General features: G+C 48.8%; 22 protein-coding genes. 12 read left to right on the top strand and 10 right to left on the bottom strand.

Going from position 1 to position 22,566, the window contains the following annotated elements; all coding sequences use genetic code 11:
- Nucleotides 1-236: 236 nt before the first annotated feature.
- From K9N57_10750 to K9N57_10730, 5 genes are all read right to left on the bottom strand, one after another.
- On the bottom strand, nucleotides 237-635 hold the full coding sequence (locus tag K9N57_10750; GenBank protein ID MCF7804660.1) for a ribonuclease E inhibitor RraB: 399 nt from the start codon (nucleotides 633-635) through the stop codon (nucleotides 237-239).
- A gap of 186 nt (nucleotides 636-821) precedes the next feature.
- Entirely contained in the window at nucleotides 822-1,313 is a 492-nt protein-coding gene (locus K9N57_10745; protein ID MCF7804659.1) for a GNAT family N-acetyltransferase, read from the bottom strand.
- Between the two features lie 82 nt (nucleotides 1,314-1,395).
- Entirely contained in the window at nucleotides 1,396-1,767 is a 372-nt protein-coding gene (locus K9N57_10740) for a hypothetical protein (GenBank protein MCF7804658.1), read from the bottom strand.
- Between the two features lie 150 nt (nucleotides 1,768-1,917).
- Entirely contained in the window at nucleotides 1,918-2,505 is a 588-nt protein-coding gene (locus K9N57_10735; GenBank protein ID MCF7804657.1) for a polysaccharide deacetylase family protein, read from the bottom strand.
- Nucleotides 2,506-2,549: 44 nt separating this feature from the next.
- Nucleotides 2,550-3,623: a flippase-like domain-containing protein gene (locus K9N57_10730; protein ID MCF7804656.1), complete on the bottom strand. Its 1,074-nt coding sequence runs from the start codon at nucleotides 3,621-3,623 to the stop codon at nucleotides 2,550-2,552.
- Between the two features lie 166 nt (nucleotides 3,624-3,789).
- On the opposite strand from K9N57_10730, the gene K9N57_10725 reads away from it, so the two are divergent.
- Complete coding sequence (locus K9N57_10725; GenBank protein MCF7804655.1) at nucleotides 3,790-4,287, top strand: hypothetical protein; 498 nt, start codon at nucleotides 3,790-3,792, stop codon at nucleotides 4,285-4,287.
- A gap of 34 nt (nucleotides 4,288-4,321) precedes the next feature.
- Here K9N57_10725 and K9N57_10720 read toward each other — a convergent pair whose 3' ends face one another.
- Complete coding sequence (locus tag K9N57_10720) at nucleotides 4,322-4,969, bottom strand: class I SAM-dependent methyltransferase (GenBank protein ID MCF7804654.1); 648 nt, start codon at nucleotides 4,967-4,969, stop codon at nucleotides 4,322-4,324.
- Nucleotides 4,970-4,980: 11 nt separating this feature from the next.
- Nucleotides 4,981-6,114 carry a glycosyltransferase gene (locus tag K9N57_10715; GenBank protein ID MCF7804653.1) on the bottom strand — a complete coding sequence of 378 codons (1,134 nt, stop codon included), beginning with the start codon at nucleotides 6,112-6,114 and terminating at the stop codon, nucleotides 4,981-4,983.
- A gap of 374 nt (nucleotides 6,115-6,488) precedes the next feature.
- On the opposite strand from K9N57_10715, the gene K9N57_10710 reads away from it, so the two are divergent.
- Nucleotides 6,489-7,586: a glycosyltransferase gene (locus K9N57_10710; protein ID MCF7804652.1), complete on the top strand. Its 1,098-nt coding sequence runs from the start codon at nucleotides 6,489-6,491 to the stop codon at nucleotides 7,584-7,586.
- A gap of 474 nt (nucleotides 7,587-8,060) precedes the next feature.
- Complete coding sequence (locus K9N57_10705) at nucleotides 8,061-8,444, top strand: hypothetical protein (GenBank protein MCF7804651.1); 384 nt, start codon at nucleotides 8,061-8,063, stop codon at nucleotides 8,442-8,444.
- A gap of 35 nt (nucleotides 8,445-8,479) precedes the next feature.
- Here K9N57_10705 and K9N57_10700 read toward each other — a convergent pair whose 3' ends face one another.
- The 3 genes from K9N57_10700 to K9N57_10690 all read right to left on the bottom strand — a co-directional run bounded on the left by K9N57_10700 (nucleotide 8,480) and on the right by K9N57_10690 (nucleotide 12,836).
- Nucleotides 8,480-10,177: a cation:proton antiporter gene (locus K9N57_10700; GenBank protein MCF7804650.1), complete on the bottom strand. Its 1,698-nt coding sequence runs from the start codon at nucleotides 10,175-10,177 to the stop codon at nucleotides 8,480-8,482.
- Nucleotides 10,178-10,800: 623 nt separating this feature from the next.
- A complete protein-coding gene (locus K9N57_10695; protein ID MCF7804649.1) occupies nucleotides 10,801-12,129 on the bottom strand; it encodes a PhoH family protein in 1,329 nt (442 codons plus the stop codon).
- 398 nt (nucleotides 12,130-12,527) lie between these two features.
- Nucleotides 12,528-12,836, bottom strand: coding sequence for an isoamylase early set domain-containing protein (locus K9N57_10690; GenBank protein MCF7804648.1), 309 nt, complete (start codon nucleotides 12,834-12,836; stop codon nucleotides 12,528-12,530).
- A gap of 612 nt (nucleotides 12,837-13,448) precedes the next feature.
- Here K9N57_10690 and K9N57_10685 point away from each other — a divergent pair.
- The 9 genes from K9N57_10685 to coaE all read left to right on the top strand — a co-directional run bounded on the left by K9N57_10685 (nucleotide 13,449) and on the right by coaE (nucleotide 22,010).
- Nucleotides 13,449-13,622 (top strand): hypothetical protein, encoded by a 174-nt coding sequence (locus K9N57_10685; GenBank protein MCF7804647.1) that lies wholly within the window; start codon nucleotides 13,449-13,451, stop codon nucleotides 13,620-13,622.
- Between the two features lie 520 nt (nucleotides 13,623-14,142).
- The gene (locus tag K9N57_10680; GenBank protein ID MCF7804646.1) at nucleotides 14,143-16,338 is read left to right on the top strand and encodes a hypothetical protein; all 2,196 of its coding nucleotides are present in this window, start codon (nucleotides 14,143-14,145) and stop codon (nucleotides 16,336-16,338) included.
- Nucleotides 16,339-16,341: 3 nt separating this feature from the next.
- Nucleotides 16,342-17,022 carry a rhomboid family intramembrane serine protease gene (locus K9N57_10675; protein MCF7804645.1) on the top strand — a complete coding sequence of 227 codons (681 nt, stop codon included), beginning with the start codon at nucleotides 16,342-16,344 and terminating at the stop codon, nucleotides 17,020-17,022.
- A 3-nt stretch (nucleotides 17,023-17,025) separates the two neighbouring features.
- Complete coding sequence (gene cdd, locus K9N57_10670; protein MCF7804644.1) at nucleotides 17,026-17,445, top strand: cytidine deaminase; 420 nt, start codon at nucleotides 17,026-17,028, stop codon at nucleotides 17,443-17,445.
- Nucleotides 17,442-18,071 (top strand): uridine kinase, encoded by a 630-nt coding sequence (gene udk / locus K9N57_10665; protein ID MCF7804643.1) that lies wholly within the window; start codon nucleotides 17,442-17,444, stop codon nucleotides 18,069-18,071. Before cdd ends, udk begins: the two co-directional genes overlap by 4 nt.
- Before the next feature lie 14 nt (nucleotides 18,072-18,085).
- Entirely contained in the window at nucleotides 18,086-18,658 is a 573-nt protein-coding gene (locus K9N57_10660) for a thymidine kinase (protein MCF7804642.1), read from the top strand.
- A 387-nt stretch (nucleotides 18,659-19,045) separates the two neighbouring features.
- Nucleotides 19,046-20,656: a NupC/NupG family nucleoside CNT transporter gene (locus tag K9N57_10655; GenBank protein ID MCF7804641.1), complete on the top strand. Its 1,611-nt coding sequence runs from the start codon at nucleotides 19,046-19,048 to the stop codon at nucleotides 20,654-20,656.
- Between the two features lie 44 nt (nucleotides 20,657-20,700).
- The gene (locus tag K9N57_10650) at nucleotides 20,701-21,345 is read left to right on the top strand and encodes an adenylate kinase (protein MCF7804640.1); all 645 of its coding nucleotides are present in this window, start codon (nucleotides 20,701-20,703) and stop codon (nucleotides 21,343-21,345) included.
- A 68-nt stretch (nucleotides 21,346-21,413) separates the two neighbouring features.
- On the top strand, nucleotides 21,414-22,010 hold the full coding sequence (coaE, locus tag K9N57_10645) for a dephospho-CoA kinase (protein ID MCF7804639.1): 597 nt from the start codon (nucleotides 21,414-21,416) through the stop codon (nucleotides 22,008-22,010).
- Nucleotides 22,011-22,566 lie beyond the last annotated feature (556 nt).

Raw genomic sequence — 22,566 nt, 5'->3', positions numbered from 1 at the left:
GAGAATATGGCGGGATGGGTACTTAGCCATCCAATTGTAAAGACCATCGTTTGGGGCAATCATTCTTTTGCTCCGTTCGTTAATAAGATAATTCGCTCTTATTATAACAGGAGTGGAGAGTGTTTCCAAACGGAAATATTTTTTTACGAATCCAGTTTGTGGACGCGATTTATCGCGTTCGGGTATTTTTCATCACCGTTATACATCCTGTCGACTTATTCAATGATAATTCGGGGCTACGTATTTTCAAATGGCGGAATATCAGGATCCGCCCCATCCGGCAGTTCCAGCCGGGCCTCCCATCCGTCGTATGTGCCACTAAATTCCTCCGCCAACTGTTCGCAGAACTCAATGACGCCGTCCAGAATAAGTTCGTCCGGCACATGCGGACAGTATAGCAGACAGAGCCAACTGTCATGGGGAGAATTTTCAATGGGCGGAGCAATCTCGGGGTGCAGACCACTCGATTTCGCTTTAACCGCCGCCCGGCTTGCCAGATCTTCGGAAGGGTAATAGAGCCAGAAGGTCATTTCGTGTTTCCGGTTGACGTCGGAGCCGAACCGCCGGAGCTGCTCCAGGATCTCCTCCCCGGAATGGGGATGGGCGATTTTGTTCTTTTCGCTTTTCCTGCCCATCAAATAATACTTTGACTCAATCTTTCACCCTTAAAGGGCTCTCTGGTTTGGATCTGGTTTTTTTCCCAGGGCGTCACCCTAGGCTAACATCGACCGCCCCTGCGGGGCAAAACAACAATAACACTCTAACACAAGAACACAGTTTCTACTGAACAACCGCTAAAGCGGTTACTACCAACTGGTCCGTCAGTCTGTCCCAACCACTAAACTTCGGCGTTCCAGCAGCACCACATCCCGCCATTCGCCGTCCAGCTTGCCGAGCTTTTCCCGGGTGCCGAATTCCCGGAATCCGTGTTTCTTGTGGAGGCGAATACTCGCTCTATTCTCCGGGAAGATACCCGCCTGGAGCGTCCAGATGCCGGCGGACTCGGATTCCGTAATTAATTTCTCCATCAGCCGGCTGCCGATCCCCTTTCCCTGGTAATTCGGGTCCACGTAAATACTTACCTCACTTACCCCGGCGTACACGCACCGGTCAGAGATATCTGACAGTGCCGCCCATCCGACAATATCACCGTCGATTTTTGCCACAAGCCGGCAGTCTTCACGGTGCGTTTTGTCCCACTCCTCCCAGCCAGAGCTCTCCTGTTCGAAAGTGGCGTTTCCTGTCTTGATGCCCTGCAGATAAATGCGTTCAACGTCCGGCCAGTCCTCGGGCGCCATTTTTTGAATTTTCATTGTAAGCAATCCTCCATGGAATTGAGTGTCTACTGTTTAAAGGCTGGGCAAAGTTTTAAACGATCATTTACTAAGAGGATTCTTAAATAAACAACACGACGGCCGTTACCACAACCGCAGCTCCGAACGACCATGCGAACGCCTTCCGGGACTTGGTACGAATGCGCTTACTCTTCTCCTGATCGGAAATCGGATCGCCGATGGTGGTCATCCAGCCCTCTAGCTTTTCCTGTCCCAACTCGGCTTTCAACGGACAGGTCCCCGTGCGATAGTCGAAGTAAAACCGGACAGCCTGATAGGTGAGAATAAACAGGATACCGCCCCAGATTCCCGTCAGATTGTTTCGCGCCATCATTACGGCCATTACTACCACCACAATACCCATGAGGATGCCGAGGACTAATCTTACCTTTTGTTCCTTTACGCCGATATTTATGTACTCATTTTTTGCCATTGGATTGCTCCTTTTTTATTCGCAGGAATTGTGGAGAATCATCCCGGAGGGCGAGTACTCAGGCGAGACCGGGATGATTGCTACTTAATATAAAAAAATATTGAATTTATCTGGAGGTAATCTCACGCGGTGCAATACTCACTAAGTGCCTCAGGGGCATCCCAATGGAAACCGGATTTTCAGATGCATTTCGTCGATGATAAAATCCAGAATACTAAGCGCTTCCGGATGATACTTTCGCCCGTCATGCATCACCACAATATCGCCGGGCCGGAGATAGGCTCGTAGCTGAGCACATGTTTCCTCCAAAGATTGCGGGCGGTAGTCGGCCGTATTATGCGTCCACATAACCGGCGTCATACCTAATTCCCGAATCCACTTTTGTTGCCACGGAAAGATGCGACCATAGGGCGGCCGGCATATCTTGACAGGTGAATCAGCTCTCGTGGAAATTAATTCACCGGACTGGCGTAAGTCCGACTGAAACCCGGATTTGTGACTGAAAAGGTAAGAACGGTGATGAAGGAAATGGGTGCCAACAATATGTCCTTCCGCAGTCATTTGCCGGACCAGAGGTTCATGGCCGGACAAGTTTTCCGGCATCAGGAAAAATGCGAACTGCGCCTCTCGTTGCGTCGCCCAGTCCAGAAGTTGCCGGGTAATTCGTCCCGGACCGTCATCAAAGGTCACCGCCACGGATTCCTGAGCGTCGGAACGCCACAAGCTCTGCGTGTACATCCTCCGGATCCAAGCCGGCGGCCTGATTATGGGATTTCTGAATTTCATCTCTGGCGCCCTACGGTTTGTGAGGGCACAGTGCGCCGCTGGATCCCAAAATTCCGCCTTCCGTCTGGCAAAAAGAAAAAACCGACCCCGGCGGGAATCAATACGTTCACCGCAAAGATAATCATGGAGGCCTGAAGTGTGGGAGCAGCAGCCACCCCGACTGCGGAAAAGAACAGAATACGGAAGCCTTCGTGCACGCCAAGGTTTCCAAGCGTTAATGGCAGGAGCGTCGACGCCAGATACGAGCCTTCGAAGGCGAAGAATGTCTGCCAGAAGGGTGCAGGAGTATATGCTCTCAGAAAACAGTACAGTTCCAGAAAGATGCCTACATTAATCGCCACTGAGACGGCCACCAGTTTCCAGCTGGTACCAGGACCGAGTCGTTGCAGGTATTCGCTAAAGGTACTGAGTTTCCTGCTGATGGAATCCGGCAGATATCGACTCAGGTAGCGTAATGAGGCAGCCAAAATTCTGGGCCTCAACAGAAAAACTATCCCAGCGATTATCAGAGCCGCCATTAAACCAACAAACAAATAATTCCAACTGCCTGAGAGGGAAAGTACATCCATTCCCAACACCAGTATCCCGATACTCCCTAGGAAAAGGCTGGTGAGATTTGCATATAATTTATCAATGACACTGGCGCCGGATACCCGCCAAAACTCTTCCCTGGGAAAAAAGATACCTCTGGCAAGTTCCCCCAAACTGCCCGGAGTAATCAACCCAAGGCTAATGCCCCCGAACAGCGAGCGCCAAATCTGGCGGGGTGTTGCCGACAATATAAATATTGTATTCAGCGTAAATCGCCACCGGACGTAAAACAGAAAAAAATGGAGTAATACACCGAAAAGCCCGAGACCGATCCAGCGCAGATCGGCATCAAGAAATCCCGCCCAGAGATTTTCCTCTTTTCGGACGAAATTTATGATGATTGCGAGGAGGATGATTCCGACTACCAACTTCAGAATCCACCAAAACCACCTCCGGCCACTCCGGACTGCCGTCGCAGTTTCCGGCGTCTTACTTTTACCGGAAGTTTGCTCAGCCTGCCCCTCAATATTTTCTTTCATGTCTTTCATCGTCCGGTGTTACTTTGAACCATGTGCCTTATGATCATTTTGGGGAAAGTAATATATTCCGATGCAATTATGAAGTGGGGACATCCCGGATCAGATATTTGGTATTCATCCTGGATGCACCTATTTTATTGTCTTTTCTAACCTCCCGGGAGACACAATGAGCGAATCCAAACCTTTATCGAGACGACTGTTCTTCCTGATCCACGGCGTTTTGCTACTCGGACTCGGCGCCGGTATCTACACCTACGATCTCAGATGGGGTGTGGTATTCACGCTCTGGTCACTGGGTACCGCACTCGGTGATGACATCCAGGATACCATCATGTTCCGCTCGGAAGCATGGCTCACTCGGATGCTGAAACGCCGGGGTATTAGGCTGGAGATGCGAATACCGCCCGGGATTGGCCCGGAGCCGTTTCGCAGCTGGATCGACTGGATTGCAATCACATTTGGCGACGCCTGGCACGTAGCGAAATTCACCAAGCATACGCTCTGGTTCTCCGCGGCAGTAGTCGCCCTGGATCCCGGTTTCTGGACGGGAATTGTCCTTGTAATTCTGGGCCATGTTATTTTTGGCCTGACCCACGAAATATTTTTTGGTAAAATTTGGTCAGGTAAAGATTATGCACAACGAAAAAATGTGAATGCTGATTAAGGCAAGTTCAAATTATCCCCATTCAAACAAAAAACTAGTTGCCCTTTCCGCGCAGTACTTTCACCGTCCGGGCCAACGCATTCCCGGGGTTGAGTTCAACCTCCTGGAGCACCGTAAAGCGCGAATCGAGTATGTTCCAAATACGTCCCGTTCCGTGAGACTTCCACATTGACACAATGATTACTCCATCTTCAAGAAGGTAGGAGGCGTAGCGCTCGGCTATCTCTTCCGGATTCTTAAAATAATACAATACTTCATTGAAGAGAATAGCATCAAATTGTTGCTCAGGTACATATTCATTCGCTGCGGAGACTTTGAAGGAAGTGGCGGCGTTTTCTCTCTCCTCTGCTTTCCTGATTGCCGCATCGGAAATATCGATTCCCACGTATGTACTGTAGCCGTAGCGAGCCAAAGTTGGTTGCAAAATGCCTTCACCGCATCCGACATCTAACACGCTACCATCAGGCGCATACCAATGAACGAATTCGGCAATTACCGCGTAGTGCGCTGATTGTTCCGGACTGCAGAGATATTCCCATTCTCCCTCACGGTATTGTTCATTCCATTGTTTCCGGGATACCCGAAAGTATCGAAACGGCTGGAAGCGCAAAAGGCTCTTCAGTCTTGACTTTATGCGGGTAATCCAGCCAACGCGTTGTTCATGGTTCCGTAACTTATTCATAGTCTGATTCCTTACCAGCGAATCTTACCGAACAATCCCAGCGGACTAATGAAAAGTTCTTTGAACACATTATAGAACTCCCATACCGGTAGAATAGCCAGTATCCGAAATTCTCGGACAGGCTTCAGGATCAAATATCCAGCGGTCGTATCTAGCAAGAATTTCACCAGAAAAGCCCAAAGAGCAACCGGGAAGAGCATCCGAGTCCAGACCATGGCAAGGGCTCCGGCGATAATCAGTATATTGGCAACGTTATACGCAAGATATCCAACCTGTACATTTCGGTTAAAATGCTTCGAAGCATCAATATGTCTGCGTCTGCGTCTGTAGATATCCCCGAGATTGTCCGGAATATCCTCCTGTACTACCGTTTCCGGTAAGGTAGAAAACCGGAAGCCGTACCTTGTTTTGCGTTTCGCCTTTTGGAGGAACAGATCATCATCGCCGGACAGGACTTGTTGAATCCCTACCCCCTGAAATCCGTTTACTTCCTCATACACTGAGCGTCGATAAGCGAAGTTCCCGCCCCGGCAGGCTATTCCGCGATTCCAGCCGGTGGTGCCCGCTCCGATTATACTAGTAACTACCCCATCTATTCCCGCAAGATAACTCGCTGGTCCACCTACGGGTTTTGTATAGACAATTCCCGCAACAAACCCTGTATCTTCAGTGAAATGGGACACCATTCCGGTAATCCAATCCTTACCGGACCGGCAGTCGGCATCTGTAGTTAAAATGATTTCTCCGGTGCTTTCTTCAATTCCACGGCTCAGCGCATACTTTTTCGGACTGTATCCATCCGGCACATGATCGATTGTAATTATTTGAACGCGATCATCATGCTCGCGGAACGTCTCTGCGATCTCACGGGTCTCATCTATGGATCGATCGACTACAATAACTAATTCGGTTAACTCCTCCGGGTAATCCTGGGCGAGTAATGCCTGTAAACATTTACCAATCTCTGCTTCTTCATTGTGTGCCGGCACAATAACAGACACGCTCGGCTGCGCCTGCGCTTTCGTATTTTTGGTCCGCAGAACTCCCGTAATTATAAAAAGCAAAAATCCGGTATACACTGCTCCGGCCGCTCCCACAATCCACTGGGATACTATGGAAATGTCAATATTCTGGAGGAATGCCATCTCTGGAAACTCATGTCCCGAATTCAGGCTAAAGGGTCAGTATAAAGTAGCTCGGTGAATTATACGATTCGGATTGGCGGGAATCAATAATGCGATTTAAACCGCCCTGCAGTTTTATTCTTTACCCCTATTAAGTTATCGGGGTGGTCTGGCCAGGTTTACAGGTTGCAATCAGTAGTGAGGACAAATAACTTTCCCAGTGTGTTTTTTTGATACATTTTTCTGTCTATAGCATGCATCTGCCGGATCATAATGTGCGTCAAAACAAATATTCGTTTTATAATTGTGGAAATCAATAGGGGTATTTGATAAATGTTTCTTATTATTGCATTCGATAATTTGTTTGCGTCAAACAAAAAGGAGTCCTCCCGAAGGTGACCGTACTGTTTCTGGCCCTGGCGATTTTTTACGTGCTGAATGCTATCTATTATATGATGGGTGTTCGAAAAGCTGTCCGCCTAAACGGTAAGATGCATGGAACCGCCTCGCTGCCATCTGTCAGCGTCATAGTACCCGCCCGGAATGAAGAGTCCAATCTGATTACTTGCATCGATCATTTACTCATGCAGGATTATCCCTCGGAGCTGTACGAAATCATTTTAGTGAATGATCGCTCCAGCGATCAGACCAGCCAAATTATTTCCGGATATGCAGAGAAGCATCCCAACGTCACCGCCATGAATGTCGTCCCGAGTCAAACCGGCTCCGCGGATAAAAAGGGTGCCATTGCGCTGGGTGTAGAAGCCAGCCGGGGAGACATCCTGATGACGACGGATGCCGATACCCGGAATAATCCGGATTGGGTCCGGGAAATGGCATCCTCCTTTGAACCAGGTACGGGCGTGGTTTTCGGGATGACGGTTTTCCAGGGAAACGGTCATCCGCTGGATCATTATCAGGCACTGGACACCGGCACACTGAATCTCGTCTCCGCAGCAATGGCCGCCAACGGAACCGCTGTGACCTGCTCCGGAGCGAATATGGCCTTCCGGCGCCAGGCGTACGAAGATGCCAACGGGTATAACGGCCATCTTCACATCCGGGCCGGAACTGATGATCTCCTGCTCCAGCGAATCGATAAATACACAAAGTGGCTGATTAAACCGTTGGTTACACCGAAAAGCTTTGTCTATACTGCACCGGTGGACAACCTCCGGGGGATGATAAACCAGCGGGCTCGCTGGGCCTCAACAGGAATTGTCTACCCCAAACGTTGGATTCGTGGGTATTTGGTGCTACTCTACCTTTCACTGGTAGCATTTGTGGCCGCGCCGTTTTTGGTCTCCTGGCCGGTCGCCGCAGCCATCTGGGGAGTGAAGCTGATTGCCGATCTGCTCATGGCCAAACAGATTACCCGTACTCTGCAAGATAAATCTCTCTGGCGAGGATTTCTCTCTGTGTTCTTCGGTCAGCCGGTGATCGTCACCGTTGCAGGACTCCTGGGCACCCTGGGCAAATTTACCTGGAAATGAGAATCCTGCAATAATGGGATAAAGTTTTCCCAACCAGGTTCAGTCCTACTTATAATATTTTTGTGTCAGTAATATTAGTGGTGTTACTGGTTAGCCCTGACAATCACGGCAAAAATTTTATTGAGACCGTCGCACGCAATGCCAAATTGAACGTAGCAAAATTTACAGATCGACAGCGGACAGTTGAGCACCTGGTTTACTCCGGAACCTAAATATGCCTATAAACGCTCAAATATCTTGATTTATTTAATATTTGCCGTAATATGGAGCCCTCCGGCTTTACAGCCGGGGTTCCCGCTTTGACTCCGTCACTGAGCGGAGTCTGGGCGGAATCCCGCCCAAAAAACCATTCATCAGTCCCGCCGTGACGGAATGGTTTTCTGGATGGCGGGATAAAACCTAATTAATTATTACATCGTTGATGGAGGACCCACACTTGTAGGGTCGATACTACTTTCTGGCTGGAGGCACTTAATGAGTTATACTATATATGTATCCGAAAATGGCCAATACATCATCCTCACTGTTCAGGGTACGATGACAAGGGAGCTGGGAATGGAGCAGAATATGAAAGCCCACGCTCTTGGTCGGAAGGAAGGGATTCATCGCTATTTAGTGGATGTCCGGGAGGCCAGAAACGAAGATCCGGTCCTGAAATCATATAAATTCGCCCACAAGGATATGCTGGACAATCCGACTATAGATGAATCGGCTGTCGTTGCACTGCTAACTCATCCGGATGACGATTCTCACGATTTCATCGAAACCGTCTCCCGCAACGCAGGCTTCAACGTAACAAAATTTACCAGTGAAAAAGAGGCAGTAGATTACTTACTCAATCACGATTCCGATTCATAAGTAACTCCGGGGAACCCGGTTGCCCACTCATCGTACTATTCCGGAGATGCCGCCTCCTGGAGTTGTTTATAGAATTCCACGTGGGTCTCCTGGATAAACTGACTGATCTCCTCCTCCGGCACATTCAGATGGGTCAATGCCTGTCGGGTCATCTCCAGGCTGGCTTCAAACTCCGGTTGCACGACTTCGAATATCCCTTGCTTTTGGAGGTATTGCAAGTGCTCCAGCGTATCAGCACGCGCCACGATATCCACGTCGGGATTCAGGACAGTGGCATGCGCAACGATACTGTTGATCTCAATCGCCGCAGGCATAGTGGCAATCAAAAGTGCGGCGTCGCGAAGTCCCGCGGCCTCAAGTACAACTGACTCTGAGGCATCACCGTACATGACTGACAGCCCATCTTTACGCATTCGGTCTGCGCGGTTGATGTCGAACTCAATTATCACAAACTGTAACCCCAGTTTCCGCAAAATTCGGCCGATATTTTCGCCAATGTGGCCGCCCCCGGCAATGATCACATGATCGGTAAATTCCCCCTCCGGCAAATCGAATTGGTACGCGGGTTCTGACGATTGAAACCGCTGCAGTATCCGGTACATCGGCGAGACCAGCTGTGAGACAAATGGCGTAAAAAACATCGAGATAATCGCTGTAGACAGCACGAGCGAGTAGAGATCCTGGTCGATTGAGCCGGTTTGAAGTCCAACCCGGGCAAGGACAAAAGAGAACTCTCCAATCTGCGCCAACCCAAATCCCACGGCAAGCGGTACGACCCGGCGATACCCAAACGCCCAGCTCACGGTACCGAAAATCAGGCTTTTCATTCCCATGGCCAGAAAGAGTAATAACAGCACGCTGTCGATGTTGGCCATGAGAAACCGGGGATCGAGCAGCATGCCCACCGAGGTAAAAAACAGGAGACCGAAGAGGTCCCGGAGCGGAATAATATCGGATAGCGCCTGGTGACTGTATTCTGATTCGCTGATCACCAGTCCGGCTACGAAGGCGCCGAGTGCAAAGGAGAGCCCGAACCGGTATGTCCCATAGCCTACACCGAGTCCAATGGCAGTGATGGTCAGCAGAAACAGTTCCCGGGATTCCCAGCGGACAACCCGCCGCAAAATTACTGGAATGAGCTTCGTGCCAAGAAAAATCATGCCCAGGAGAAACAGCCCTGCCTTGAGCGCCGCAAAGCCAATAGTAGCTAGTCCTCCCTGCGGGTCATGGAGCTGCGGTAAAATGATAATCATCGGAACAATTGCCAGATCCTGAACCAGCAGCATCCCGATCATCACCCGGCTGGAGAGGGTACCCATATATCCCTGACTCATCAGCGTTTTGAGCACGACCATGGTACTTGACAGGGAGAGCAATGCGCCCAGCCATATAGACGCGTGCCAGTCCAACCCGATAACCCGACCTACACCATATCCAAACGCGATAGTCAGCAGGATCTGAATCGGGGTACCGGCCAGAGCAATTGAGCGTACTGGTTTAAGTTCCTTCAACGAGAATTCCAGCCCCAGAGCGAACAGCAGGAGTGCGACGCCTATCTCTGCGAGCATCTCGATTTCGTGAATATTGGTAATGGTGAACAGGCCGGTATACGGACCGATAATAATACCTGCAAGAATGTATCCCAGCACAAACGGCTGCTTCAAAAGCCGCATCAGGATGCCGCCGAAAAACCCGGCAATCACAATAATGACTATGTCTCCAGCGATACCCATAGGGAGCAGTTCCTTTCTCTTGGTGCGATTTTGATTCCCCTGTCTAACATCGAACGGTGTCAGCGAATAGTATACTATAAAGAATTCTTTGGTGCTAAATCCGTTTCCTTAATCCGCTGAATTCGGTTTTGTAGAGTCCCGCGATCAGCTTGCCGGATCGCCACCAAGCTTTCACGCGATAAACTTCTAGAGATGTTGGTGAGATGATGAATGGTTTGATGCTTTCAAAGACTCGACAGGAGGTACAGGCTTTACCGGATTACAAACAAAAAATTGCCAAAAGCGTAACCTAAATCTGTCCCGGGATTATTTTTATCCTGTCCAACCTGTAGATCCTGTCAGATTTGCCATGAGGAAGTGATTCCAATCTAGTGCAATTGAAAATCATTAAGATTGCTGAAAATACCCAAAAGGTTCAATAGTCGTTTTTTTTATTAGTGAGAATTTTCATCACATTTCTTTGAAAATATCGGAATAGACAGTAATCGCTCCTTAATTTCTCCGACTGCACAATTTCTTTGTAAAATTTCTCAAATACTGAAAAAATGTTCACTTATTCATCGAAGTACAGTTGCGTTTTACCGCTTCCTTTTTAACGGAATCCCTGGTATTCCCGGACAGTTTTACAGCAGATTACTCGCCAATTCCGCCAGCTCGGACCGTTCACCCTTTTCCAGATTGATGTGAGCGTAGATCTTTTGGCCCTGCATTTTATCAATAAGATAGCTGAGACCGTTGGACTGGCTGTCCAGATACGGGTGATCGATCTGATAAATATCGCCGGTGAAAATCACCTTGGTGCCCTCGCCGGCGCGGGTGATAATCGTCTTAATCTCGTGCGGGGTTAAATTTTGTGCCTCATCCACGATAAAATAGATATTCACCAGGCTCCGGCCGCGGATATACGAGAGGGGCGAGATAACCAGTTTTTCTTCCTCCAGCATCTCCTTAATGCGGCGATTCCTGGAATTGGAGTTCGGGAACTGGTTCTGGATGACACCCAGATTATCATAGAGCGGCTGCATGTACGGATCGAGTTTGGACTGGATATCCCCGGGCAGGAAGCCAATGTCTTTATTACTGAGTGGAACAATGGGGCGGGCAAGATAAATCTGCCGGTAGTTCTTCCGTCTCTCCAGCGCTGCTGCCAGCGCCAGCAAAGTTTTCCCGGTACCGGCCTTACCGGAGATACTGACCAGTGGAATGTCTGTGTTCATCAACGCGTTCAGCGCAAAGGTCTGCTCGGCATTTCGCGGAGTAATGCCGTAGACTGAGGTCTTTTCCACCCGGTGGACGTTGAGCGTAAATGGATTGTACACTCCAAGTGCTGATTTCCGGCCGTTCCGCATAATCAGATATTCGTTTGGATTGAGAGGATTCTTTACCGGCAGCGCGCTCGCCTCCACCTCGAATGGTACCTGATACATCTGTTCGATGACGTTTTCCGGCAGATTTTCCTCCACCCTGAGCCCGGTGTACAATGCAGAAATATCTTTGACCTGATCCGTCATATAATCCTGCGCCATGAGTCCCAGCGATTTGGCTTTCATCCGGAGATTCACATCTTTGGAGACCAGGATGATCTCCTTCTCCTGATGGTCCTCCGCCAACTGGTACGCCGTATTCAAAATGTGATGATCCGGTTTCCGGGGCGAAAAATTGAACTTGAGATCATCGTGGAATTCCTTCTCCAGGAAGATACTGATATTCCCCTTCTCCGGGCCGATATTTACCCCGCCGTTGAACAGATGATCACCACTCAGGGAGTCCAGTTCGCGGACAAACTCCCGGGCGTGAAAGTTTAGTGTTTCATTTCCTTTTTTGAATGAATCCAGTTCTTCCAATACCGTGATGGGAATGACAACATTGTGCTCCTGGAAGTGATAAATGCAGCCGCTATCGTGGAGGATGACGTTGGTATCCAGAACAAAGATTTTTTCTTTAGAATTCATATGCGGGTATTGTTTTGTAATTCTGAATTATAATCGCTTTTAGAGTATTGTAAGTATCGCTGGTAAAGTAATATCCCGTCGCTTCCAAATCAAAACATCAATTCTCTAATTTAAACGGATGTGGGCCTTACGGAGTTTTTACATGCTGGTTAAATCTCCATTATATCAGTGATGTATACTCCGACACATTTTAACAATACAACTGAGGATTCATTCATGAAGAATTTATCTGTTCCCAGTGATCTGCTGGTTAAGATCTACCTGCAGTCAATTCGCTCATGGCGGGAACTCCATGTCACATAACCGGGGATGAGGGAGTATCCCACCCGAAATTTTCCAGAGAACTACAACGGGAATTGGCACGGTACCAGTTGCCGAAATCGTTCCCGAATTAACCTTTAAACTGAAACCACCGAATTCTCACCGGCGCCGTACGGATTTCCAACGTAGTCGTCTGCTTCCCAGTCATTTTCCCATTCGTCGCCGTTAATCAGATACCTAAATTCATAATTCTGATCCGGATCTAAATCCAGAACAGCCTTATAGCTCCCGTTTTTTAACTTTTTCATAGGGGTTTTGGAGGGGTCCCAATCATAAAAATCTCCAACCAAAGATACAGAATTGGCATTTTCCGCGGCTTCTGCCGGTAACCGAAAGGTCACCTTACACACCGGCTTCGTTTTTAAATACTGCTTTTTCAAACTCATCCGTTTTTACCTCAACAATTTTTGTTATTCACCTTCAATATTGACAACATCCTGTTGATAGAATCACAGTTTAAACACTTCTGAACAAATTGTGAATATCTCTTGGGAACGGGAAGAGAATCATTTGGGAGAATTGCCCGGAGAATTACCAAATCCCCGGAAGATGTACACAGAGACCATTCGGATATTATTTGAATTCCGAATACCGATGCTCAACAAAATACAGCAAAAACCCTAACAATCCGACAACAGCAATCGTGATAATTAAATACATTTTTTCCCCCTATCTCTTTTGATTTGGTAAAAATTTCCGACAAAATCGCCAGTGATAACTATCACGGCAGGTGCGCCGAGATTTCCTTAATTGCAGTTGAGGTGACAATATGAGAGCACAAAATAAATCATATAAAACATTACCGAATACGCTTGAACTATTCATTCACTGTAGACTATATCCAAATTGCATTCAATCAGAAAACTGATAACTGCTCACAGACTTCTATGGCATTTTTCTAAATTTGGCATGAAAATTGGATGTATCATTGACTGTCAATCAAAGTAACACAGTAAAATGAGTAGGAAGCAACAGTAAGCCAAGCAGGAGGTACTAGTATGTTTCAGGCAATTTTAAAGATATTCTCCCGACCAAAGGTAAACGAGTACGGATACAATCCGCACAAGAAGCGGAAGTCGTTCTTTCGCCAGGATAATCCATGGCTATATGTCTTCGTTCTTGTAGTTGGCCTCACGCTGAGTTACGCACTGGTGAGCGTATCAATGATGTAAAACATGGAACCCATATAACTTATAAATAGTTACATACTATTCATTTATGAATATTAAACTCATGTTATACAAACATTCCAACCAATGCCGAATTCTTACTTATTCAGGAACTGGTGGCATAGTATTTGAATTTATCAAAGAGTCTAAGCTTATATCAATCATCGAAACGAGGCAGAATCTGTTTTGGAATTATTTTACAACTTATTCAACCGGAAAAAAGTTAACGAATATGGCTATAAGCCGCATAACAAGGATAAACCGTTTTTCCGTCAGGATAACCCCTGGGTATATCTTGTCGTTTTTATTATCGGCTTGGGGCTGAGTTACGCACTCGTTAGTATTTCAATGATGTAACTAGGAAGCAGTAGCTTGCTCAGGCGATGCTGTAAATTTTATATTACGCATGTAAACCTCATTTAACGCTCTAAAAAAATTTTATCCTTTAAAGAGGGTTGCGACTGCATTTCCGGACAGCTATATTTCCCTCCGTTTAATGTGCAGACGATCTCAGGAATTATAGATGTCCCGAATAATTGCTTTCTTACTCCTCACGCTCCCGAGCTTGCTCGGTGCCCAATCTTATCTCTGGCCAACAGATGCCAGCCCCTATTTAACCTCAAGTTTTGGCGAATACCGGAGCCGACATTTTCACGCCGGCCTCGACATTAAGTCATGGAACACGGCCGGGTATAAGGTTTTTGCCGTCGATGATGGCTACCTTTGGCGTATTCGAACGTCCAACACCGGATACGGAAAAGTTCTGTATCAAAAGTTGTCCGACGGCCGGATCGCGGTGTATGCTCATCTGGACAGATTCGAGGGTTTTATTGAAGATGCCGTATATCAACGCCAAATGGAAACGGGATCTTATAATACCGATTTCTTCCCGCAATCTGACCGGTTTCCCGTAAAAAAGGGTGATATTATTGCCTATACCGGCAATACCGGGACGCGGTATCCACACCTTCACTTTGAGATCCGGAGTGCGGATAATGAACCAATAAACCCTCTGAGCCTGGGCCTCTCCATTGAGGATGCTATCGCCCCGACGCCTCAGCAAATTGTTGTCACTCCCCTGGAGAACGAGGCAACCGTCAACGGGACACCATTTATTCAGATGCCCCGGCTCAAGCAGATCGACAATACCCGCTACCTCACAGAGAAAGTCACCGTCTCCGGCACATTTGGCTTGGAGATCCAGGCCTACGATGGCGTCAGCGCTGTCTATAATAAATACAGCATTTACTCGGCAGAAGTCCTCAAGAATGATTCCCTTCTCTTCCGATTCCAGTACGATCAGTTCAGTTTCAACGTCTCCCCCCTGATTATGATCGAACGAAACTACGCCCTGGACAGGGAGGATATCGGCCGGTTTCAGCGATTATACAAAACGGAATATACTCAAAGATTACCTTTCTATCGGGATGAGCTAGACGGACACCTCCAATTGCCTCCAGGCGACCACCGGCTGACGCTCAAACTCAGAGATTTTAATGGCAATGAATCAACCGTGGAAATTCCGGTCACAGTCATTCCCAGAGATAACTACACCGTCTGGTGGAAGCCGATTGACGGCGGGATCCAGGCAAGAATTTTTCCGGCCGATCCGGGTTTGCTCCCTGCAGTCAAGTTACACCAGGTCACCGAGGATGGCCATTTAGCATCGCTTGAAACAGATACTACGTCCTTCATGAATGACACGTTGAGAATAAATGCTGTCCCCGCGAATGAAGGCAACCCAGCTGTCCTCCGGATTGAGAATCCTACACCAGGCAAAGATATGTTATACCCGTTCGCTCCCCGTGCCGATACCACGGCAATTCCGCATACACTTGACTGGATTTACACGCCCAGAGGGATGATAGTCCGGGTCAAAACATTTCAACCGTTGTTCGAACCATTGGAGCTAAACATTATCACTCAGAAATCCGATACCACTATCAAATTCCTGACAGCCGACCTGAAAGATTGGTACACGAAACCAATTCCTACAGATATCCTCATGAACGGGACATATGTCCTCGGTACCCCGACGCAGGTACTTGAAATGCTGGAGGATAATCACACCGTCTTCAGGCAGAGAAATGAATCGGTATTGCGGAGCAAGGACGGCGCCATCGAACTCCACGCCCAAAAGAATTCCCTCTACTATCCGGCACTGGTCTGGTATCACAACCAGGATGCACCGAACGAAGAATTCCATTCGCCGATTTGGGCTTTCGGCCCCAGAACAGTTCCGTTTCGGAACACTGCCCAAATTCGCATTCGGACGCCAAAGGTGTCCTTCCCTAAACATCAACTGGGCATCTATTACTCCGAAGACGGCGAGAAGTGGAATTATCTGCCCGCTGAATTCTCCGCCGACAGCATGTTAATTGGTGAAATTCTGAGCCTGGAGGCGTTTACCCTTCGCCGGGACAGTCTGCCCCCGGAAATCTATCTTAACACACCGACATCCAGCAAATCTTTGGCCGCCTCTTCCCTGGACCGCATCGAAATGACGCTGCGGGATGCAGAGGCCGGTATCCCTGGAAGCAGGAGTATCCAATTGCTTGTCGACGGGGAGGCGGTTATATTTGAATTCAATCCGATAACGAAGATATTGACCTACCGGTTACGTCATCCTCTGGCGAGCGGAAAACACACAATCCAAGTATCTGCCGTTGATGCAGCCGGCAACAAAAATGAGCAATCATATACTTTTACAGTCCGCTAATCGATGCTGATCCCGTTTAAAGACGACAATCCGGTCCGTAGGACGCCGTATGTGACATACGGTCTGGTCGGACTGAATATCGCGGTATTTTTGATCCAGTCGCTGATGTCGGCGGCAGGCGGACGAGCCGCGTATCAGTATATGATGACCCATTTTGCACTGATACCGGGATTTTTGTTCGACGAACTTGGCATGGTTGGCTCCATCGTCCCGTTCTTCAGCTCTATTTTTATGCACGGCGGGCTTTTTCACCTGGGCGGCAATCTGCTTTATCTCTGGATTTTTGCCGACAACATCGAATCCGAACTGGGCCACACGAAATTTCTGCTCTTTTATCTGTTGTGCGGAATTGGCGCTTCACTTACCCAGATTGCCATCGACTGGAACTCGACCATCCCCATCATCGGCGCCAGCGGTGCAATCTCAGGTGTTTTAGGCGCTTACTACCTGCGCTTTCCCAACGCCCGGGTCGCGGTACTCTTTTTATTCTTTTTTATCCAGGTGATCTGGGTGCCGGCCAAACTGGTACTGGGCGTCTGGTTCGCTATGCAGATTTTCTCCGGGCTGGGCTCTATCGGAGCCAGCGGCGGTGGCGTGGCCTGGTTTGCTCATATCGGTGGATTCGTTGCCGGTATCGTATTTTTTAATTTACTCTATCACATACGAATTGAATTTTCCGATTAGTCGATGACTGATACCTCCGTTTCCAAAGATGTCCTGGCCAGAGAAGCCATCACAGCCCGGGCACAAGCCATAGCCCCCTACTCCGGATATCAGGTTGGCGCTGCCCTCCTGGCTGATTCCGGGGAAGTGATCACAGCCGGAAATATCGAAAGCAGTACCTACGGACTGACGCTTTGCGCGGAACGCGTGGCCATCTTTTCCGCCCTGGCACAGTCGCACCGACAATTCGCCGCCATTGCAATAGCCACGGAAAACGGCGCCTCCCCGTGCGGCGCCTGCCGACAAATTCTCTGGGAGTTCGCCGGAGATATTCCGGTCTATCTTGTCGACGACAATGAGCATCTCAAGGAACACACCATGAGCGATTTCTTTCCGCATCCGTTTGATGCGTCACACCTACCGGGAGGTGATGAAAGATCATGAAAAAAGCGATCCTGTTCGGTTTGGCGGGCGGTTCCGGGTCAGGGAAGACCCTGGTAGCTAAAAACCTGTTTCGGCAGATCGATTCCTCCAAAGTCTCAATCCTTGAACAGGATGCCTACTACAAGGATCTCGCTGATATTCCGAAGTCGGCCAGAGATGAACGCAACTTCGACCATCCGGAAGCCTTCGACTGGGACCTGATGAAGCAAAACATGGCGGATCTTCTAAATGGTAAAACCGTCGAGATTCCGGTCTACGATTACAAGACCCACACACGAAGCGACCGGACCCGCACCATCTCTGGCCACCATATTATTGTATTGGAAGGTATCCTCGTTCTGGCCGATCCCGAGCTCCGGGAGATGATGGACATCAAAGCGTTCGTAGAAACTGATGACGATATCCGTTTTATCCGACGTCTCCAGCGGGATATCCGGGAGCGCGGCCGCAGTATGGAGTCGGTCATCGAGCAATACCAGCGAAGCGTTCGTCCCATGCACCTCCAGTTCGTGGAACCGACCAAGCGATTCGCGGATATTATTATCCCGGAAGGGGGTCACAATACCGTCGCCATCGACCTGCTAAAAACCAAAATCACCGCACTGATCGATCAAATGGACAATTAATTTCAGGGAGAGAAATGACCCCACCCACAATCGTTCCGTACGAATCCGGCTGGATTGAAGTCATCTGTGGCTCCATGTTCTCCGGTAAGACAGAAGAGCTGATTCGGCGCCTGCGCCGGGCGCAGATTGCCAAGCAGGCCGTGGAGATCTTCAAGCCGCTCGTCGATAACCGATACGCCGATGATTACGTCGTGAGCCACAACCAGCAGCGTATTGCCAGCCACACTGTTGACGATGCCGAAGAGATTTTGGATCTTGCCCAGGATGCCCAGGTGCTCGGCATCGACGAGGCCCAGTTCTTCAATGAAAATTTAATTGAGGTCTGCCAGGAACTGGCCAACGCCCGGAAACGGGTCATCGTTGCGGGACTGGACACGGATTACCGGGGCGTTCCGTTCGAGCCGATGCCGCAATTGCTGGCGGTCGCAGAATACATCACCAAGACGCTGGCGATCTGTATGAAGTGCGGAAATCCCGCCAGTTTCACCCAGCGGCTCACGGAATCCCAGGAACGGGTGGTGGTCGGTGCGTCGGACGTATATGAAGCACGATGCCGCCGGTGTTACGAACCCCCAAGAAACGGATGATGTATTGCACATTACGGACTGCGTATTAAAACGGAGAAGGGAAAAAACGGATGGAGACTGTAGTCCGTCGCGGCGGAGGAGACGTGAGACCGGAAAAAAATAGGTATATTGCATAAGGAAATAAGTAGACGAGGTTAGGTCTCCCGATTAAAGTCCGCGATGGGGTTGTAAGCAGGGACAAAGGAGGAAGGGCCAGGGAGTGGAGTTGTATTGTCGGTAAAGAAGGGACGAAAACCGCTAAAACGGTCACTACCAACAAGTGCGATACACGCAACACAGGACTGTGGACACCAGAGGTCTGACCGGTTTTAACCATAATACTTTAACACAATAATACTATAATACGTCGTTACCTAAACACTCTAACACTGTCGTTGAGAGGTTTCCATGCGCTTTGTCAGCTTTTTCGGATTGATTGCACTGATGTTTGTGGGGTATCTGATGTCCAACAATAAAAGGATCATCCCGTGGCGCGTCATTTTCTGGGGGGTTGGTCTTCAGATATTGTTTGCCACCATTATTTTGACCAAGAGTATCGTCTCGTTCATCGGTCTGTTCATCTTCTTCACCTGGATACTGTTCTACGTATTTATCAGCCGGAGTCCGGAAGAATCCGACCTGTTGGATCAATTAAAGATAGCAGGCCTAATAACCGTTGGCAGCGGTATGGCCACGGCGCTCTTTTATTTCCTCCAGGGGCCGGGTGTCACTGTCTGGCTTTTGGTTGCCATTGTTCTCTGGATTGCAGTAAATAGTTACACAAAACAGTACCGATTTCAACCCTATGCCGTCGGCGGACTGCTTACATCAACCTTAGGCATTCTGATTCACGAACAGATTTACGGCCGGGTCATTTTCCAGGCGCTCAGCGAAAAGGTGGATGCATTTCTCGGACTGACAGATCTCGGCTCCGCGTTCCTGTTCGGCGATATTGTCAGCCAAAAGTTTCAGGAGACCTGGGGCTTCCAGTTTGCCTTCGGGGTACTGCCGACTATCATTTTCTTTGCGGCGTTCATGGCCATTCTTTATCACCTGGGAATCATGCAAATTATCGTGAAGGCCATGGCGCGGTTCATGCGTTGGACCCTGGGTACCAGCGGCGCCGAAACCCTGAGCTGTTCCGCCAATATTTTCGTGGGTCAAACGGAAGCACCGCTGTTGATTAAACCGTTTTTAGACAAGATGACCATGTCCGAACTTCTGACCATTATGGTTGGCGGGTTTGCTACGATTGCAGGTGGTGTACTCGCCGGTTATATTCGACTCGGTGTTGATGCCGGTCATCTGATTGCGGCCAGCGTAATGTCGGCACCGGCAGCACTGGTCATCGGAAAGATTATTTACCCTGAAACGGAGCACTCGGATACTGCCGGCGAAATCGAGATGCCGCAGGTCTCCGACTCGGCGAATCTCCTGGATGCCGCTACCAGTGGCGTATCCGACGGACTGAAACTCGCCGTGAATGTGGGTGCCATGCTCATCGCGTTCATCGCGCTCATCGGGTTTATCGATATTATCCTGAACTGGGCGGATAAACTCATTGATGGGAATCTGCTAAACGGGGAATACCTTAAGTACAGCAGCGTCGGCTTTTCGCCGAACAACGGTGAATTCGCCGGTATCTTCCCCGGAAGCCTGAAAACACTCTTTGGCACCATCCTCCGGCCGATTGCCTGGATTATGGGCGTGAGCTGGGAGTACGCAGACGAGGTAGGCAATCTACTGGGCATCAAAATTTCGTTGAATGAATTTGTGGCGTTCGCCACCCTCGCGGAAGAGATCAGCGCTGAAGCACTGAGTCCACGGGCAGAAATCATAGCGACATATGCCATATGCGGTTTTGCGAATTTCTCATCTATTGGAATTCAAATCGGCGGAATTTCCGCAATTGCGCCGAATCGTCGTTCCGATTTAGCGAAGGTCGGCCTGAAAGCCATGTTTGGCGGAGCGTTAGCATCCTGGATGACAGCCACCATCGCTGGAATAATGATTGCATAACAAATATGATAGCCTAATGATGAATTCTTAATTGGAGTAATGTTATGCGATTAGTTTTAATTGGGCCCCCTGGTGTCGGTAAAGGCACCCAGGCTAAAATGCTGGCCGAGAAATACGAAATTCCCCAAATTTCCACCGGTGATATCCTCCGGGAAGCCGTTGCCGAAGGTTCATGTCTGGGAGAAAAAGCCAAGAAGTATATGGACAACGGTGAACTGGTCCCGGATGCCCTGGTACTGGAACTGATTGAAGAAACTGTGACGCAGGACCAGCACGATGACGGATTTATCCTGGATGGTTTTCCCCGTACGATTCCCCAGGCGGAAGGATTGGACTGCATTCTGGATCGACACGATCTGGCGCTGGATGAGGTTGTCGTATTAGATCTGGACGAAAGCGTCATTGTTGACCGGTTATCCAGCCGCCGGAGCTGCATTGATTGCGGCGCCATCTATAATTTGAAAACCAATCCGCCCAGCGAAAAGGGCGTCTGCGACAAATGTGGTGGTGAATTGATTCAGCGCGATGATGATAAGCCGGAAACCATCCACAATCGTATCGAGATTTATAAGAACCAGACAGAACCGCTTATCGATTACTATTCTGGCAAGGGCGTGTTGTCGCGTCTGGACGGTTCCGGTTCCATAAACGAAGTCCAGGAGCGCATCCGGGAGGACCTGGAGTCATAACATCGGCGATATTTGTCTCACCGGGTATAAAAAATATAATCTAACAAAGATCGCAAAGGAACCCAGCAATGTTTATCGTGGGAGTCACCGGCGGGATCGGCAGCGGCAAAAGCACGGTCTCACAGATGCTGAAAGACCGGGGCGCGTATATCTTTGATGCGGATACGGTTGCCAAGGAACTTATCGATTCCAATGAAGAGCTCCAGCAGGAGCTGATTGACGAATTCATGGACGATATTATCGACGATGCCGGTAATATCGTCAAATCCAAACTGGCGCGGATCGGCTTTTCCAATCAGGCGAACCAGGAGATGTTGAACGCGATAATTCATCCCTATGTCTTCCGGGCCAACGATGAACAGATTGAACAAGTCCGGCAGCGCGGGAACGTGGATCTCTACGTAGTCGACGCTCCGCTGCTGTTCGAGTCCGGCATGGATATGCACAACGACTATAATATTTTAGTCTATACTCGGTTGAAACTCCGCCTGGAGCGCGCTCAAAAACGCGGCACTCTCTCCCGCGATGAGATCATCCGACGCCTTGACCTCCAGATGCCGGAGGAAGAGAAGATGGAACTGGCGGATTTTATCATCGATAATAACGGGACCGAAGAAGATCTGCGCCGGGAAGTAGATCGGGTGTATAATGAAATTATGCGGTGAGTGTCCGGCGTTTTATATCCTGTATTGTTAGTCTTGTGTCTCGAATTCTTTCACATATAATCATATCTATTCCTCACTTTCCAAGGCCAGTATTCCCAACCTTTATTGCCCGTTTTTCCTTGATATCCCTTGGGGAACACTTCCGGAAAAAAAGGGGGGGGGGATCAATGCCACAGGTAACAACATACTCTTTTCTTGCTCGGAAACTCAGTGTCTGAGCACCCGAATAAATACCGCAAAACCTTACGGTGTTTTCCGTAAACTATTGTGAAAGACCCTTTCATAATAATATGAGTGCGAGTTCTGAGTTTCCTTGATTTTTTCTGCCCGTTTTTTATCAAGAAAAAACGGGCAAAGAGTGTTGGAGATGAAGTTTCTCTTCTGACATTTACGACTGGTGTTTTCGTAACAAATATTCTCTCCAATTTTTTATAGAATTTCCCAGTAGAAAATCTTTTTGGATCCTGGATAAGGTATTTACGTAAACCTGGAGAAATGGCTTTTCTCTTTCCTCCAAAAATACCATTTTTCCCGATTTCCACCGACCTTTCCATTA

This window comes from Candidatus Neomarinimicrobiota bacterium, from assembly GCA_021734025.1.
Classification (GTDB): Bacteria; Fidelibacterota; JAANXI01; order JAANXI01; family JAANXI01; genus JAANXI01.
The sequence above is the reverse complement of the archived record's forward strand: the minus strand, read 5'-3'. Positions and strand labels throughout refer to the sequence as shown.